General features: G+C 73.6%; 13 protein-coding genes. 5 read left to right on the top strand and 8 right to left on the bottom strand.

Annotated features, from left to right (window positions below; translation table 11 throughout):
- Positions 1 to 18: 18 nt before the first annotated feature.
- Positions 19 to 1044 (top strand): aldo/keto reductase, encoded by a 1026-nt coding sequence (locus ABGB06_RS16880; protein ID WP_347590043.1) that lies wholly within the window; start codon positions 19 to 21, stop codon positions 1042 to 1044.
- Here the strand turns inward: ABGB06_RS16880 and ABGB06_RS16875 are convergent.
- From ABGB06_RS16875 to panB, 3 genes are all read right to left on the bottom strand, one after another.
- On the bottom strand, positions 995 to 3931 hold the full coding sequence (locus tag ABGB06_RS16875) for a SpoIIE family protein phosphatase (protein WP_347590041.1): 2937 nt from the start codon (positions 3929 to 3931) through the stop codon (positions 995 to 997). The genes ABGB06_RS16880 and ABGB06_RS16875 overlap by 50 nt on opposite strands.
- Before the next feature lie 82 nt (positions 3932 to 4013).
- Positions 4014 to 4397 (bottom strand): VOC family protein, encoded by a 384-nt coding sequence (locus ABGB06_RS16870; protein ID WP_347590039.1) that lies wholly within the window; start codon positions 4395 to 4397, stop codon positions 4014 to 4016.
- A gap of 142 nt (positions 4398 to 4539) precedes the next feature.
- Positions 4540 to 5427, bottom strand: a complete 888-nt coding sequence (gene panB / locus ABGB06_RS16865; protein ID WP_347590037.1) for a 3-methyl-2-oxobutanoate hydroxymethyltransferase — start codon at positions 5425 to 5427, stop codon at positions 4540 to 4542.
- A gap of 300 nt (positions 5428 to 5727) precedes the next feature.
- Between panB and ABGB06_RS16860 the strand changes: the two genes are divergently transcribed.
- From ABGB06_RS16860 to ABGB06_RS16850, 3 genes are all read left to right on the top strand, one after another.
- Entirely contained in the window at positions 5728 to 6783 is a 1056-nt protein-coding gene (locus tag ABGB06_RS16860; protein ID WP_347590035.1) for an endonuclease/exonuclease/phosphatase family protein, read from the top strand.
- Positions 6784 to 6848: 65 nt separating this feature from the next.
- Entirely contained in the window at positions 6849 to 7745 is an 897-nt protein-coding gene (gene htpX, locus ABGB06_RS16855; protein WP_347590033.1) for a zinc metalloprotease HtpX, read from the top strand.
- A gap of 5 nt (positions 7746 to 7750) precedes the next feature.
- The gene (locus ABGB06_RS16850) at positions 7751 to 8350 is read left to right on the top strand and encodes a hypothetical protein (RefSeq protein WP_347590031.1); all 600 of its coding nucleotides are present in this window, start codon (positions 7751 to 7753) and stop codon (positions 8348 to 8350) included.
- Between the two features lie 54 nt (positions 8351 to 8404).
- Here ABGB06_RS16850 and ABGB06_RS16845 read toward each other — a convergent pair whose 3' ends face one another.
- Positions 8405 to 10225 (bottom strand): NAD+ synthase, encoded by a 1821-nt coding sequence (locus ABGB06_RS16845; protein ID WP_347590029.1) that lies wholly within the window; start codon positions 10223 to 10225, stop codon positions 8405 to 8407.
- Between the two features lie 329 nt (positions 10226 to 10554).
- Here ABGB06_RS16845 and ABGB06_RS16840 point away from each other — a divergent pair, with 329 nt between their 5' ends.
- The gene (locus ABGB06_RS16840; protein ID WP_347590027.1) at positions 10555 to 11619 is read left to right on the top strand and encodes a terpene cyclase; all 1065 of its coding nucleotides are present in this window, start codon (positions 10555 to 10557) and stop codon (positions 11617 to 11619) included.
- Between the two features lie 30 nt (positions 11620 to 11649).
- On the opposite strand, the gene ABGB06_RS16835 is transcribed toward ABGB06_RS16840, so the two are convergent.
- Genes ABGB06_RS16835 through ABGB06_RS16820 form a run of 4 tightly spaced genes read right to left on the bottom strand, consistent with a single transcriptional unit; the run spans position 11650 to position 14588 of the window.
- On the bottom strand, positions 11650 to 13173 hold the full coding sequence (locus ABGB06_RS16835) for a cytochrome P450 (protein WP_347590025.1): 1524 nt from the start codon (positions 13171 to 13173) through the stop codon (positions 11650 to 11652).
- Positions 13170 to 13817, bottom strand: coding sequence for an ATP/GTP-binding protein (locus tag ABGB06_RS16830; RefSeq protein ID WP_347590023.1), 648 nt, complete (start codon positions 13815 to 13817; stop codon positions 13170 to 13172). The genes ABGB06_RS16835 and ABGB06_RS16830 overlap by 4 nt, the downstream gene beginning before the upstream one ends.
- Entirely contained in the window at positions 13798 to 14187 is a 390-nt protein-coding gene (locus ABGB06_RS16825) for a DUF742 domain-containing protein (protein WP_347590021.1), read from the bottom strand. Before ABGB06_RS16825 ends, ABGB06_RS16830 begins: the two co-directional genes overlap by 20 nt.
- Positions 14184 to 14588 carry a roadblock/LC7 domain-containing protein gene (locus ABGB06_RS16820; RefSeq protein WP_347590474.1) on the bottom strand — a complete coding sequence of 135 codons (405 nt, stop codon included), beginning with the start codon at positions 14586 to 14588 and terminating at the stop codon, positions 14184 to 14186. The genes ABGB06_RS16825 and ABGB06_RS16820 overlap by 4 nt, the downstream gene beginning before the upstream one ends.
- Between the last annotated feature and the right edge of the window lie 44 nt (positions 14589 to 14632).

Genomic DNA, 14632 nt, shown 5'->3' with positions numbered 1-14632 from the left:
GGGTGCAGGCTCTCGGCCATGGACGTGACACGAGAGAACTGGGCACCCGAGCGGAGGCTCGGGCGCGGCGGCATCACGACGAGCGCGCTCGGGTTCGGCTGTTGGGCGATCGGCGGGGAGTGGTTCAGCGGCACCGGGCAGCCGTGGGGGTGGGGGAAGGTCGACGACGACGAGTCGGTGGCGGCCCTGCGCCGCGGCATCGAGCTCGGGGTGACGTTCTTCGACACCGCCGCCACGTACGGCACGGGCCACAGCGAGGAGGTGCTGGGCCGGGCGATCGCGGGCCGGCGCGACGAGGTGGTGATCGCCACCAAATGGGGCCTGCCCTTCGAACCAGGAAGCCGCCGGTCCGACCTGGTCCCCGACACCAGCCCGGAACACGCGAGGGAGTCGCTGACCGGCTCGCTGCGCCGGCTGGGCACCGACCACGTGGACCTGTTCCAGCTGCACGTCGGCGACGCGGCGCCCGAGGAGGCCGCCGCGCTGCGCGAGGTCTGCGAGGACCTGGTGGCCGAGGGCCTGGTCCGGTCCTACGGGTGGTCCACGGACGACCCGGCCCGCGCCCGGCTCTTCGCCGAGGGCCCGCACTGCTCGGCGGTGCAGCTCAACGCGAACGTCTTCGAGGACGCGCCGGAGCTGTTCGCGCTCTGCGCGGAACTGGACCTCGCCGCCGTCATCCGGGGGCCGTTGGCCATGGGGGTGTTGACCGGCAAGTACGCCGGCGCGCCGGGCAGCGCGCCCGCGCTCGCCGGCGGCGACATCAGGGCGCAGCCGCCGGAGTGGCTGAGGTTCTTCGCGGACGGCCGGCTGAAGCCGGAGTGGCGGGACCGGTTCGACGCGGTACGGGAGGTGCTCACCAGCGAGGGCCGCACCCCGGCGCAGGGCGCGTTGGCCTGGTTGTGGGCGCGGAGCCCGCACGCGGTGCCGATCCCCGGTGTGCGCACCGTCGCGCAGGCCGAGGAGAACGCCGGGGCGCTGGCCTTCGGACCGCTCGCTAACGAGCAGCTGAGGCAGGTTGACGCCCTGCTGGGGCGGGCGGGTTGAGCCCCGGCACGGCCTGGTCGGCCCAGATGCACTTGCCGGCCTCGGTGTAACGGGCGCCCCATTCGGTGGCGACCAGGGCGACCATCTGCAGGCCCCGCCCGAACTCGTCCTCGAACGACGGGTGCCGCACGTGCGGGGTGGCCTCGCTGCCGTCGTAGACCTCGGTGGTCAGCACCCCGTCGAGGAGCAGCAGCCGCAGCCGGATGGGCCCGACCGCGTGCCGGATGGTGTTGCCGATCAGCTCGCTGACGATCAGCTCGGTGGAGTCGGTGAGCGCCCGCAGGTCCCAGTCGGCCAGCTGGGCGCCGCACAGCTCGCGCGCCCGGCCGGCGGACTGCGGGGCGTAGGGCAGGTCCCAGGAGGCGATGTGGTCGGCCGGGATGCGCCGGGTGCGCACGGTCAGCAGCGCCGCGTCGTCCTGCGGGCCGCGGGGGTCGGGGCGCAGGCTGTCGGTGATGGTGTCGCAGAGCGACTCCAGCCAGGCGGTCTGCCGCTCCGGCGGGGCGGCGAGCGCGGGCGGCGAGGCGGCCGCCCGGTCGAGGATGCCGCCGAGCCGGGCGGCGCCCGCGTCCGGGTCGTCGGAGCCGAGCAGCCCGTCGGTGTAGAGGACCAGCAGGCTGCCCTCCTCCAGCTCCACCACGCTGGTCTCGACGGGCAGTTGGGCGACGCCCAGCGGCGGGCCCTGCGGGATGCGGTTGAGGAACTCGGGCGGCCGTCCTGGCCGGACCAGGGCGGGCGGCGGGTGCCCCGCGCTGGCCAGGTCGCAGCGGCCGGTGGTCGGGTCGTAGACCGCGACGAGGCAGGTGGTGTAGACGGCGGTGCCGTCGTTGTCCCGGCCGAGGCGGGTGACCACGTCGTTGAGGTGGGCCATCAGCTCCTCGACGGCCATGTCCAGGGTGGCCAGGGTGAGCACCGCGTTGCGCAGGATGCCCATGGTGATGGCCTGGTCGAGGCCGTGGCCCATGACGTCGCCGACGACCATGGTGACCCGGCCGCCGGGCAGCGGGATCGCGTCGTACCAGTCGCCGCCCACCTGGTCCCCGCCGCTGGCCGGCCGGTAGCGGGCGGCGGCGCTCACGCCGGGGAGCGACGGCAACGCGCCCGGCAGCAGCGCGCGTTGCAACCGCTGCGCGCGCCCCTGGGTGTCGTCGAAGAGCCGGGCCCGCTCCAGCGCCTGGCCGATCAGGGCGGCGAGGGTGAGCAGCAGGCCCCGCTCGTCGCGGCCGAACTCGCGCGGTTCGTCCCAGCTGATCACGCAGCTGCCGACGTGCCGTCCCGACGCCATCAGCGGCAGTATCGCCCAGGCCTGCTTGCCGCTCGCCTCCACCAGCGGCGCCAGCTGCGGCCAGCGGCGGTGGTGCTCGCCGGGCGAGCCGACGAACTGCGGCTCCCGCCGGGTCGGCACGGAGAGCTGCTCCGAGTCGCCCAGCTCCCGCAGCTGCCGCAGGAAGGTCGTCGAGTATCCGGCGGAGCCCACCAGCCGGGAGCGGCCGCCGAGCAGCGAGTGCACCACCAGGCCCGAGGCGCCGAACGAGGGCAGCACGTGCTCGGCCACGGCGTCCACCACGTCGCCGGCGGCCAGCGACTGGGCCAGCGCGGTGGTCAGCGCCGAGATCTGCCTGGCCCGGTCGGCGGCGGCCCGTTCGGCGCGCTCCTGTTCGGTGATGTCGACCATCTGGCCGGCCAGATAGGAGGAGACCGGGACCAGCCTGATCCGGTAGTACGCCTCGCCGCCGCGCCGGGTCATCCGTAGCTTGAACGTGGTGGGGCCGGTCGCGGCCCGGGCCTCGGCGAACCGCTCCCGCAGCCCGGTCTCGGCCAGGAACGGCGCCGTCTCCCACAGCACCCGCCCGCCGATCTCCGAGCCCTCCTCGGCGGTGATCCGCAGGCCCTCGCGGTTGGCGTACAGCACCCGGTCGTCGGGGCCGACCACGTAGAACGGATCGGGGAGGTCCTCCAGCACCCCGCGCAGCCACTCCAGCATGCCGCGTCGGGTGGTGACGTCCCAGGCGGTGCCCGCCATGGTCAGCGGCGTGCCGTCCTCGGTGTAGGTGGTGTGGGCGCGCAGCTCCAGCCAGCTGAGCCGGCCGTCGAGCGCGCGCACCCGGTACTCCACGGCGAAGGTGTCGCCGGTGGCCAGGGAGCGCTCGATCTCCGCCTCGACGCCGGCCCGGTCATCCGGATGGATGCGCGCCATCCAGGACTCGATGCGGTGGTCCCATTCGTCGGGGTCCACCCCGAGCACGTGCTTGACCAGCTCCCCGCCCAGCTCGTCGATGGTCAGCAGCCCGGTGGCCAGGTCCCAGGACCAGGCGGCCACGGAGAGCGAACGCATCGCCTGGCGCCACTCCGCGCCCGACGGCTCCTGCCACCACGGCGGGACCCCGCTGCGCGGCTCCCGCACGTGCTCCAGGCGTTCGCCGAGCAGCCGGCACAGCTCGCCGAGGAACTCCTGCCAGCGCTGGTCCGGCGCGGCCTCGGCCAGCACCGACAGCACGCCCACCACCTCCTCGCCGGACCGGATCGGGACCGACAGGACGCCGACACCCTCCCAGCCGGCAAGGGCGTCGGACGCGCCGGCCGGACGCGCCGTGGACCACACGGCGTCCCGCTCCCGGACCGCCCGCGCGGGCGCGGCCGGATCGTCCCGCGCCAACTGGTCGTACGGGCGGACCAGCGTGGTGGGCAGGCCGGTGGCGGCGGCCAGCCGGAGCGCGTCCTCGCGGGGGCGCGCCAGATGCGCGAGGCCGCCCAGGGCGCCGACCGCGGACACGGCCTGCTGGAGCCCGAGTCGCAGCAGCTCCACCTCGCCGGGCAGGTCGCTCGCCTCGGCGATCAGCCGCAGCCGGAATCCCTTCGGATCCGCGGACGGCTGGCTATCGGACATCGGTATGACCTCCTCAATCACACCTCCTCCCGCTTCTCCATCATGCTGCATCGACCGGATATGCGCGGTTCAGTCCAGCGGTTCAGCCCAGGCTGACGCAGAACTCGTTGCCCTCGGGGTCGGCCAGCAGGGTGAGGCCGTTCTGGCGGTTCAGCACGGTGGCGCCGAGCAGGGTCAGGCGCTCGATCTCCAGCTCCGGGTCGCCGACGGCCAGGTCCAGATGCACCCGGTTCTTCACCCGCTTGGGCTCGGGGACCCGTTGGAACCACAGACGCGGGCCGCCGTTCCGGGACTCGACGAGCACCGTGGGGTCGTCCTCGGGGTCGTGGATCCCGAAGGCGCGCAGCCGTTCGAGCTCGGCCTCGTCGTACGGGGCGACGGCGTAGCCCTCCAGCGCGTCCGCCCAGAAACGGGCGATGGAGGCGGGATGAGCGGCGTCGAAGACGATGTCGTGGAGTCGGGCCATCCGGCCATCATGGTCGTGCCCAACGCGCCGTGTCACCACCTCGTTCCGTCTCCGTGGTCCCGCCCGACCGGCCCGTGGCGGGCGGGGTTCCGCGGGGCGGCGCCGGGGTCCTTCGGGCCCCGGCGCCGAGCTCCACGGCGGATCAGCGGAAGCTGTGCTCCGTCGCCGGGTAGGAACCGTCCACCACGTCCTCGGCGAACGACCTGGCCGCGTCGCCCAGGGTTTCGCGCAGCCGCGCGTACTCCTTGACGAAGCGCGGCACGCGCCCGCCCGGCCAGGAGGTCATGCCGGCCATGTCGGTCCACACCAGCACCTGGGCGTCACACTCCGCGCCCGAGCCGATGCCGACGGTGGGAATGTGCAGGCTCCGGGTCACCTCGGCGGACAGCTCCGCCGTGACCAGCTCCAGCACCACGGCGAAGGCGCCCGCGTTCTGCACCGCCTTCGCGTCCCGCAGCAGCTGCTGCGCCGCCTCCTCGCCGCGCCCCTGCACGGGGTGACCGCCGTAGGCGTTGACCGACTGCGGGGTCAGCCCGACGTGCGCCATCACCGGGATGCCGGCCTCGACCAGCAGCTTGATCTGGTCGGCCGAGCGTTCCCCGCCCTCCAGCTTGACCGCGCCGACGCCGGCCTCCTTCATCAGCCGGGTGGCGCTGCGCAGCGCCTGCGCGGGACCCTCCTGGTACGAGCCGAACGGCAGGTCGCCGATGATCAGCGCCCGGCGGGTGCCCCGCACCACGGCGGCGGACAGCATGGTCATCTCGTCGAGCGTCACCGGCACCGTGCTGTCGTACCCGAGGTGGCAGTTGCCCATCGAGTCGCCCACCAGCATCACCGGGATGCCGGCGTCGTCGAAGACCGACGCGGTCATCGCGTCGTAGGCCGTGAGCATCGGCCACTTCTCGCCGCGTTCCTTGGCGGCCGCTATGTCCCTGACGGTGATCCGCCGGTTGCCCTTGCCGCCGTACAGCCCGGTGCGCTCCTGACGCGTCGATGCCTGGGCAGACGTGTGCGACGTCATCGCGTTCATGGTGGTGCTCCTGTTCGTCGTCTCGAGGCGCCGCGCGGCGTCCCCGGATCGCTCCTCCATAGTCGCACCGCGGCCGCGATTGAGGAATCGTTGTGCCGCGGAACCTGGCGGCGCGCGCCGCTCGTCCAGGTCGGTACGGGGCGCCGGCCCGCGCGGGGCCGGTAAGTGACGCCGGGCGCGGGAGTTCCCCTATCGTGCCCAGGGCGTACGGCCGGCCCGCGCGGGGGAGGGGACGGGGCGTGCGGCAGCGGCGGTGAACGGACACAGCGGAGCACGGGGCGAAGGTCAGTGAGCGGACGGATGGCACGGTTGTTGAGCCCGGACACCCGGCAGGAGCCGAGCGCCGGAGCGGACGGAGGGAGTCGTCCCCGGTGGGGCGACCGCGCCGGCCGCTGGCGGCGTGGCCTGGTGGTCGCCGGCCTGGCCGCGTTGCTCGCGCTGCTGATGCTGCTGCACTCGAAGGTGCCCAACGGCATCGGCAACCTCGGCAGCCTGCTGCAGACCTTCCTGCCCTGGTTCGGGCTCGGCATCCCGGTGCTGGCGCTGTGCGCGGTGCTGCGCCGGTCGCTGACGGCCGTGCTCGCGCTGGTGCTGCCGGTCGCGGTCTGGTTCGACCTGTTCGGCGGCCTGCTGGTGGACAAGACCACCGAGGGCGGCGCGCTGATGGTGGTCAGCCACAACGTGGACGCGGACAACCCCGACCCCGCCGCGACCGCCCGGGAGCTGGCGGAGTCGGGGGCCGACGTGATCGCGCTCCAGGAGTTGCCGCAGGAGAAGCTGGCCGCCTACGAGGCGGCGCTGGAGGCCGACTATCCGCACCACGCCGTGGAGGGCACGGTCGGGCTGTGGAGCCGCTACCCGCTCGGCGAGGCCAGCCCGGTGGACATCGGCATGGGCTGGACCCGGGCGATACGCGCCACCGTGCACACCGACGGACCCGAAGGGCTCGGCGACGTGGCGGTCTACGTGGCGCACCTGCCCTCGGTGCGGGTCCAGTTCAACGCGGGCTTCACCGCCGAACAGCGGGACGAGGCGGCCGAGCTGCTGGGGCAGGCCATCGCCGCGGACCCGGTCGGTCAGGCCGTGCTGCTCGGCGATCTCAACGGCACCATGAACGACGGCGCGCTCGCGCCGCTGACCTCGCAGCTCCGCTCCACCCAGGGCGCGGCCGGCGCAGGCTTCGGCTTCAGCTGGCCGGCCGGCCTCCCGATGGCCCGCATCGACCAGATCCTGGTGCGCGGCCTGGAGCCGGTGTCCTCCTGGACGCTCCCGGACACCGGCAGCGACCACCTGCCGGTCGCCGCCACGGTCGACCCCGCGCACTACTCCCGGGCATCCGCCGACGCCACGGGGTGATCGAGGGCGATCATTCTTATTCGCCCGTTTAATCGCTTCTGCCCGGTCTGGACTATGTTGGAGGCATGTCCCGTACTCGTTACGCACCCGACCGGGGACTGACCGGGCGCATGGTCACCACCATGTTCCTGATCGGGCTGCTCTACGTGGTCTTCGTCGGGGTGCTGATCGTCGCCCTGGGCAAGGCCTGGCCGCTGATCGTGCTCCTGGTGGGCGGGCTCTTCGTCGCGCAGTTCTGGTTCAGCGACCGGATCGCCGCGTACAGCATGGGCGCCCGGGAGGTCACCCCGGAACAGGCGCCCGAGCTGCACGGCGCGGTGGACCGGCTGTGCGCGCTCGCGGACATGCCCAAGCCCCGGGTGGCCATCGCCGACTCCGACGTGCCCAACGCGTTCGCCACCGGCCGCAGCCAGCGGAAGTCCCTGGTCTGCGCCACCACCGGACTGCTGCGGCGGCTGGAGCCCGAGGAACTGGAGGGCGTGCTCGCGCACGAGCTCTCACACGTCGCGCACCGCGACGTCGCGGTGATGACGGTCGCCGCCTTCCTCGGCGTGCTGGCCGGGCTGATCACCCGGATCGCGCTGTGGTCCGGGCTGATGCGCGGCGGGCGGAACAACCAGAACGTCGCGCTGCTGCTGGTCCCGCTGGTCAGCGCCGTGGTCTACGTGCTGAGCTTCCTGCTGACCCGGCTGCTGTCCCGGTACCGCGAGCTGTCCGCCGACCGCGCCGGCGCGCTGCTCACCGGCCGCCCCTCGGCGCTGGCCTCCGCGCTCACCAAGGTCTCCGGGCAGATGTCCCGGATCCCCACCCGCGACCTGCGGCGGGCGGAGCCGTTCAACGCCTTCTTCTTCGCCCCGGCGCTGTCCGGCGGCGGGATGAGCCGGCTGCTGTCCTCGCACCCCACGCTGGAACGGCGGCTCGACCAGCTGGGCCGGATCTCCGCCCAGCTCGGACAGGGGTGAGCGGGATGGGCCTGCTCGACATCCTGCTGGGCCGCAGCAAGCCGGTCCGGCCCGATCTGGACCAGCTCTTCGCGGTCCCCTCGGCGGCCGTCACGCTCCAGGCCGCCGCCGGCTTCGTCCCGACCGGGCTCGGCTCGGTCTGCTTCGCCAGCGTGGAGGGCGGGGCGTTCGCCCGGCTCCAGGAGGAGGTGCGCGGCCTGCTGGACGCGGACTCCGGCACGCCGGACGCGGGACCCGCCGGCGTGCCGGTGGACTTCAGCGAGGACTCCTACGGCTACACCTGGCTGCTCACCCGGCACGCGCCGGAGGAGTCCGCCGCCCTGGTCAACGACCTGCACGCGGTCAACACCCTCCTCCAGGACGGCGGGTTCGGGCCGCAGCTGCTGTGCTCGCTGGTCGGCTTCCGCGACGAGCGGGAGCGCCCGCTGGCCCTCGTCTACCTCTACAAGCGCGGCACCTTCTACCCCTTCGCACCGCGTCCCGGCGCCACCGAGAAGCGCGACAACGAGCTGGAGCTGCAGGTCAGGGCGCTGCTGGCGAACGACCTGCGGATCGAGTCGGACCTCGGCCGCTGGTTCCCGGTATGGGGCGCGCCCGGCCTGTGAGCCGCCCCGCCCGGCCGAGGTCCGGTCCGGGGTCCGGGCCGGCCGGGCCGCCCGTCAGCCCGGCTCCTCGCGCCAGCCGTTGGTGATCGGCAGGCGGCGGTCCTTGCCGAAGCCCTTCGGCGAGATCTTGGTGCCCGGCGGGTACTGCCGGCGCTTGTACTCGGCGGTGTCCACCAGGCGCAGCACCCGGGTCACCAACTCGGCGTCGAAGCCCTCGGCGACCAGCTCCTCGCGGCCCTGGTCACGGTCCACGTAGCGTTCGAGCAGCGGGTCGAGCACGTCGTAGTCGGGCAGCGAGTCGGTGTCCATCTGGCCGGGGCGCAGCTCCGCGCTGGGCGGCTTGCTGATCGAGTTCTCCGGGATCGGCGGCGTCTCGCCGCGCCGCTCCGCCGCCGCGTTGCGCCACCTGGCCAGCCGGTAGAGCGAGGTCTTGTACAGGTCCTTGACCGGCCCGAACGCGCCGACCGAGTCGCCGTAGAGCGTGGAGTAGCCGACGGCCAGTTCGCTCTTGTTGCCGGGCGCCAGCACGATGTGGCCCTCCTGGTTGGAGATCGCCATCAGCAGGGTGCCACGCAGCCGCGACTGGAGGTTCTCCTCTGCCAGTCCCGTCAGCTCCACCGAGGACATGTACGCGTCGAACATGGGGCGGATCGGCACGGTGCGGAGGTGCAGTCCGGTCCGCCGGGCCAGTTCGGCGGCGTCCGTCTCCGAGTGCTCCGAGGAGTACCGGGACGGCATGGCGACGCCGTAGACGTTCTCCGGGCCCAGCGCGTCGCAGGCCAGCGCCGCGACCAGCGACGAGTCGATGCCGCCGGAGAGCCCGATCAGCACCGAGCGGAAGCCGTTCTTCGCCACGTAGGCGCGGACGCCGGTGACCAGCGCCTGGTAGATCTCCTCCTCGTCGTCCAGGCGTTCGGCGAAACGCTCGGGAGCCGCGGCCGGATAGCGCGGCGGATACGTGTCGAGCGGCGTCTCGGAGAGCGTGTGGCGCTCGATCCGCAGCCCGTCGGCCACCCGCTCGTCCGCCCCCGCCGCCGCGGTTCCGGCTTCGGCGTCCGGGTCCTGCTCCGGGTCCTGGTCCGCCCGGGGCAGCTCCAGGTCCAGCAGCAGGCACTCCTCGGCGAACTGCGGACCGCGGGCCAGCACCGTGCCGTCCCGGTCGACCACGATCGAGTCGCCGTCGAAGACCAGTTCGTCCTGGCCGCCGACCATGGCCAGGTAGGCCAGCGTGCACCCGGCCTCGGCGGCCCGCTTGCGCACCAGGTCGAGGCGGGTGTCGTCCTTGTTCACCTCGTACGGCGAGGCGTTGATGGTCAGCAGCAGCCCGGCGCCCGCCTGGCGGGCGGCCGGCACCCGGCCGCCGTCCTGCCACAGGTCCTCGCAGATCGCCAGCGCCACGTCCACCCCGTGCAGCCGCAGCACCGGCAGGGTCTGTCCCGGCACGAAATAGCGGAACTCGTCGAACACGCCGTAGTTCGGCAGGTGGTGCTTGGCGAGGTTGAGCACCACCGCGCCGCGGTGCAGCACCGCGGCGGCGTTCTGTGGGGCGCCGGCGGGCTGGCCGACGTTGCCCGGCGGCCGCTCGGCCTCCCGGGCCCGGTCCAGGTAGCCGACCAGCACCGGTACCTCGCCGAGGTCCTCCTCGGCCAGTCGTTGGGCCAGCCGGTCCAGCGCGGCCCGGCTGGCCGAGACGAAGGAGGCGCGGAGCGCCAGGTCCTCGACCGGGTAGCCGGTGAGCATCATCTCGGGGAACGCGACCAGATGCGCGCCGCGTTCGACGGAGTGCCGGGTCCAGCGGAGCACGGCGTCGGCGTTGCCGGCCAGGTCGCCGACCCGGGAGTCGATCTGGTTCAGGGCGATGCGTAGCTGAGGCACGTCGTCGAGTCTAGTCGCTCTAATCGTCTGATTGACATTATGGGGCGCGCGTCACAGTGTCGAGCGCCGGCGCGATCCGGCCGGGTTCGGGCCCTCCGCGAACGCAGGGCGCGGCGCCGGCCCACCCGGTTCGGCCACCCGATATGCCTGTCGCATATGCGCTCCCGCGGTGGGTCACCGACTCGGCATTCGCGCCACGATGCCCGCCCGCGCGGTTCCCCGCGCGCGCCGGAGGGCAGGGCTAAGCCACCCCGCACCCCACGTCCTTCGCTGGCACACCAGTTCCCGCTGATCCCACGGCACGCTGCATCAACGGAAATGGGAGTGGAATGCCCCAGGACATCAGCTTCTTCCTGCCCTTCGTCCCCCGAGTCAACGCCGAGGCCGACCGGGCACGCGCCCACCACCTCGCCTGGGTCAGCGCGCACGACCTGGTGTGCGGCCCGGACGCGCTGCGCCGCTACCGCGCCTGGCGGCTGACGGACCTGGCCAGCTACGCCTACCCCGACGCCGCGGGCGAGGAACTGGACCTGGTGACCGACGCCGTGTGCCTGGGCTTCCCGCTCGACGACCAGTTCGACGGCGAGCTCGGCCGCCAGCCGGAGCGGGCGGCGCGGCTCAGCGCCGGACTGTCCGCCATCCCGTACCAGGCGCCGGGCGCCCGTCCCCGCCTCGACACCCCCCTCGCCCGCGCCTACGCCGACCTGTGGCGGCGCACCGCGCGCGGCATGTCCTCGGCCTGGCGGCGGCGCGCCGCCGCCAACCTCACCCGCTTCTTCCACGCCTACGTCGAGGAGGCGACCAACCGGCACCGGGGCACGGAGCTGACCGAGGCGGCGTACATGGCGCTGCGCCGTCACGCGGTCGGCACCGCCCTCTGCTTCGACCTGATCGAGCGCGCCGGCCGATTCGAACTGCCCGCCCGCGCCCACCGGAGCCCCGAGCTGCGGACCCTGGTGCGCTGCGCGGGGGACGTCGTCTTCCTGTGCAACGACGCGCATTCCGTGGAGCGCGAGGAGGCCCAGGGCGATCCGCACAACCTGGTGCTCATCCGGCAGCGCGACCGGGGCTGCGGCCGGCGGGAGGCCATCGACCAGGTGGGCGCGCTGGTGCGGGCGCGGGTCGAGCGGTTCCAGGCGCTGGCCGGCCGGCTGCCGGAGACGGCCGCCCGGCTGCGCCTCGACGCGGCGGGCCGCGAGCATCTGGAGCGCTACGCGGACGGGCTGCGCTCCTGGATGATCGGGAACCAACTCTGGGGCGTGGAGTCCCCGCGCTACGCCCACCACACCGCCGCCGACCACACCACGGCCGACCACACCACCGCGGGCGTCGCCACCGCCGGCCGGGCCGGTGGTCTGGCCGCGTCGCTGCCCGGCTTCGGCGGTCCGCGCTAGGTCCTGTCCGGCCTTCCGGGCGGGGCGTGCTCAGCCGGGTTTGGGCGTCCGTCCTGAGCCCGCGCCCGGCGCCTCGGGCCGCGCGTGCCGGGGCGCGGCCCGACGGCCCAGCCGGCGGAGCCGTCCCAGCAGCCCGCGCCAGCGCGGCGGCCGCGCCCGGGCGCCGCGCCTCCCGGGCGCGGCAGTCCGCCCCCCGGGGCGGGTCGCCGGCGACTCGACCCGGGGCGCGGCCGCGCCGGGCGTCGGCGGGCGCTCCGGGTGCACGGCGCCGTGCGGCGTGAACGCCACGGGCAGTGCGTCCAGATGGCGCGACCAGGTGGAGGCGCTCCAGCTCAGCGCGTCGGGCTCGACCGTCAGCCGGATGTCCGGCAGCCGGCCGAGCAGCACCTCGATGCCGGTGCCGGTGATGGCCCGGCCGATGTCCTGTCCCGGGCACTCGTGCGGTCCACAGGTGAACGACAGGTGGGAGCGGTTGCCGTGCATGATCGCGCCCGGCTGGGGCCGGATGCCCGGATCGGTGTTCCCGGCCGCCAGGCCCAGGAGTAAGACGTCGCCGCGGCGCACCGTGTGCCCGGCCAGCTCCATGTCGTACGCGGCGAAACCGCCGGGGCACACGGAGATCGGCGGCTCGTCCCAGAGCACCTGCTCGACCGCCGAGGGCAGCGTCAGCCGCCCGCCGCGCACCGAACCGTGGAACCGCGGGTGGGTGAACACCATCCGCAGGGTGCCCGCGATCAGGTTGGTGGTCGACTCGTTGGCCGCGATCATCACCAGCCGCAGATGGTGGCTGACCTCCGCGTCCGAGAGGTCGCTGGGGTGCGCGATCAGCCAGGACGTCAGGTCGTGGCCCGGCTCCTCGTGCTTGCGGGTCACCAGCGCGCCGAGCGTCCGCTGGATGTACTGGTCGGCGGTGACCGCCTTCTCGGTGCCCATCAGCAGCTGCCGACTAGCCTTGACCAGCCGCGGGCCCTCGTCCTCCGGCAGCCCGAAGAGGTTCGTCAGCACCAGCATCGGCAGCTGCTGCGCGTACTGGCCGAGCAGCTCGGTGCGCCCCGACTCGCTGAAGCGGTCGATCAGCTTGTGCCCGTAGTACACGACGTTGCGGCGCAGCCCGCGGCGGTCGAACCGCTCCAGGCTCTCGTTGACCGCGCGGCGCAGCCGCTGGTGCTCCGAACCGTCCTGGTGCGTGCAGTCGGGACCCCAGGCCAGCACCGGGGCGATGGGGGAGTGCGGCTGCACCCGACCCTCCTGCCACTCCCGCCAGTTCCGGCCGTCCCGGCTGAACCGGCGGGGATTGCGGACGATGTGCAGGATCTCCTGGTAGCCGAGCACCAGCCAGGCCGGCACGTCGCCCTCCAGCAACACCGGTGCCACCGCGCCGTGTTCGGCGCGCAGCCGGTCGTACACGCCCATCGGATCGGCGGACACGCCAGGACCGTACAGCCGCTGCACGCCCCCGGGCCCGGTGCCGTGCGCCGGGCAGCCGGGGGGCGGGGCCGGCGGGGAGCCAGGGAGCGGCACGGCGGGGGAGTCGGCGCGGGGGGAGTCGCTCATGATGCCTCCGAGGTGGCGGTGGTGTAGAGGTGGCGCATCAGCGTCAGCAGCACGTCCCGGCTCGAGTCGAGCTTGCGGGCGTCGCAGTTGACCACGGGCAGCCGGTCCGGCAGGTCGAGGGCCGAGCGCAGCTCGGTCACCGGGTGCAGCGGGGCGTCGGGGAAGTTGTTGATGGCGACGACGAACGGCACACCCGCCTGCTCCAGACGGTCCATCGCGGCGAAGCTGTCCTCCAGCCGTCGGGTGTCGACCAGCACCACCGCGCCGAGCGCGCCGTCGATGACGCCGTTCCACAGGAACCAGAAGCGCTGCTGGCCCGGCGTGCCGAAGAGATAGAGCACCAGCCGCTCGTTGAGGGTGATCCGGCCGAAGTCCATCGCCACCGTGGTCTCGGTCTTGCCCTCCACCCCGGCCAGGTCGTCGACGCCGACGCCGGCGGTGGTCATGGTCTCCTCGGTGGTGAGCGGCCGGATCTCGCTGACCGAGCCGACCATCGTCGTCTTGCCGACGCCGAAGCCGCCGACGATCACCACCTTGACCGACTTCTCGGCCGAGCTGGGCAGCAGGTCGGCCGCGCACGGCCCCCGCTCGGCTTCCGCGTACCCGCGGCCGGCGCCGGGGCGTTCAGAGTCGTTGCAGTCCATCGATCAACGCCTTCAGGGTCTCAAGGTCGGGATCGGCCGCGGCCTGCTCCTGCTCGGCGCGGGTCTCCCGAACCAGCACGTGGTCGCCGGACAGCAGCTCCGTGACCAGCAGGCTGACGGCGCTGAACGGCAGGTCAAGGTGGGCCGATATCTCGGCCATCGACAGCGGGCGTTCGCACATCCGCAGGATGGCCGCCTGTTCGGGACGCATGCCGGAGTGGGGGGCGGATCGGGCCACGACGAGCGTGACCAGATCCAGGAGTAAGGACTCCGCGTCCCCCTCCCCGCCCCCGCCCGTCACCACGTAGAGCGGCACCGGGGCGCCCTCCCGGCCTCCCCGGTCCGCCCCGCGCTCCGCCGGCCCGCTCACGGGGCTGCCTGCTCCGGGGCCCGGGGTGCGCTGGAGAGGTGCTCGCCGATGCGCAGCACCAGGTCCCGCATGCGGTGGCTGACCAGGCCCGGATCGACCTCGGAGCTGGCGGTCACCGCCAGGTAGGAGCGCTCGCCCGCGGACATCAGGTAGAAGAAGCCGCCCGCCAGCTCCAGGATCACCATCCGGACCTCGTCGCCCGCCGCGTCCGGATCCTCGGCCGGCAGTTCGGCCGCGATGGACTGCGCCAGGCTCTTGATGCCGGAGGCGGCGGCGGCGATCCGCTCCGCGGTGTCCCGCTCGGTGCTGTGCCGCGCCATGCACAGCCCGTCGGCCGACAGCACCACGATGTGGCGGATCGTCGGGACGGTGGCGGCCAGGTCCCTGAGCAGCCAGTCCATGTTCTTGAGCCGTTGCTGTGTCACGTGCTACTCCACCTTGCGTT

Origin of the sequence: Streptomyces sp. B6B3 (genome assembly GCF_039871525.1) — a bacterium.
GTDB lineage: Bacteria > Actinomycetota > Actinomycetes > Streptomycetales > Streptomycetaceae > Streptomyces.
This window is presented reverse-complemented; position numbering and strand designations above follow the sequence as displayed.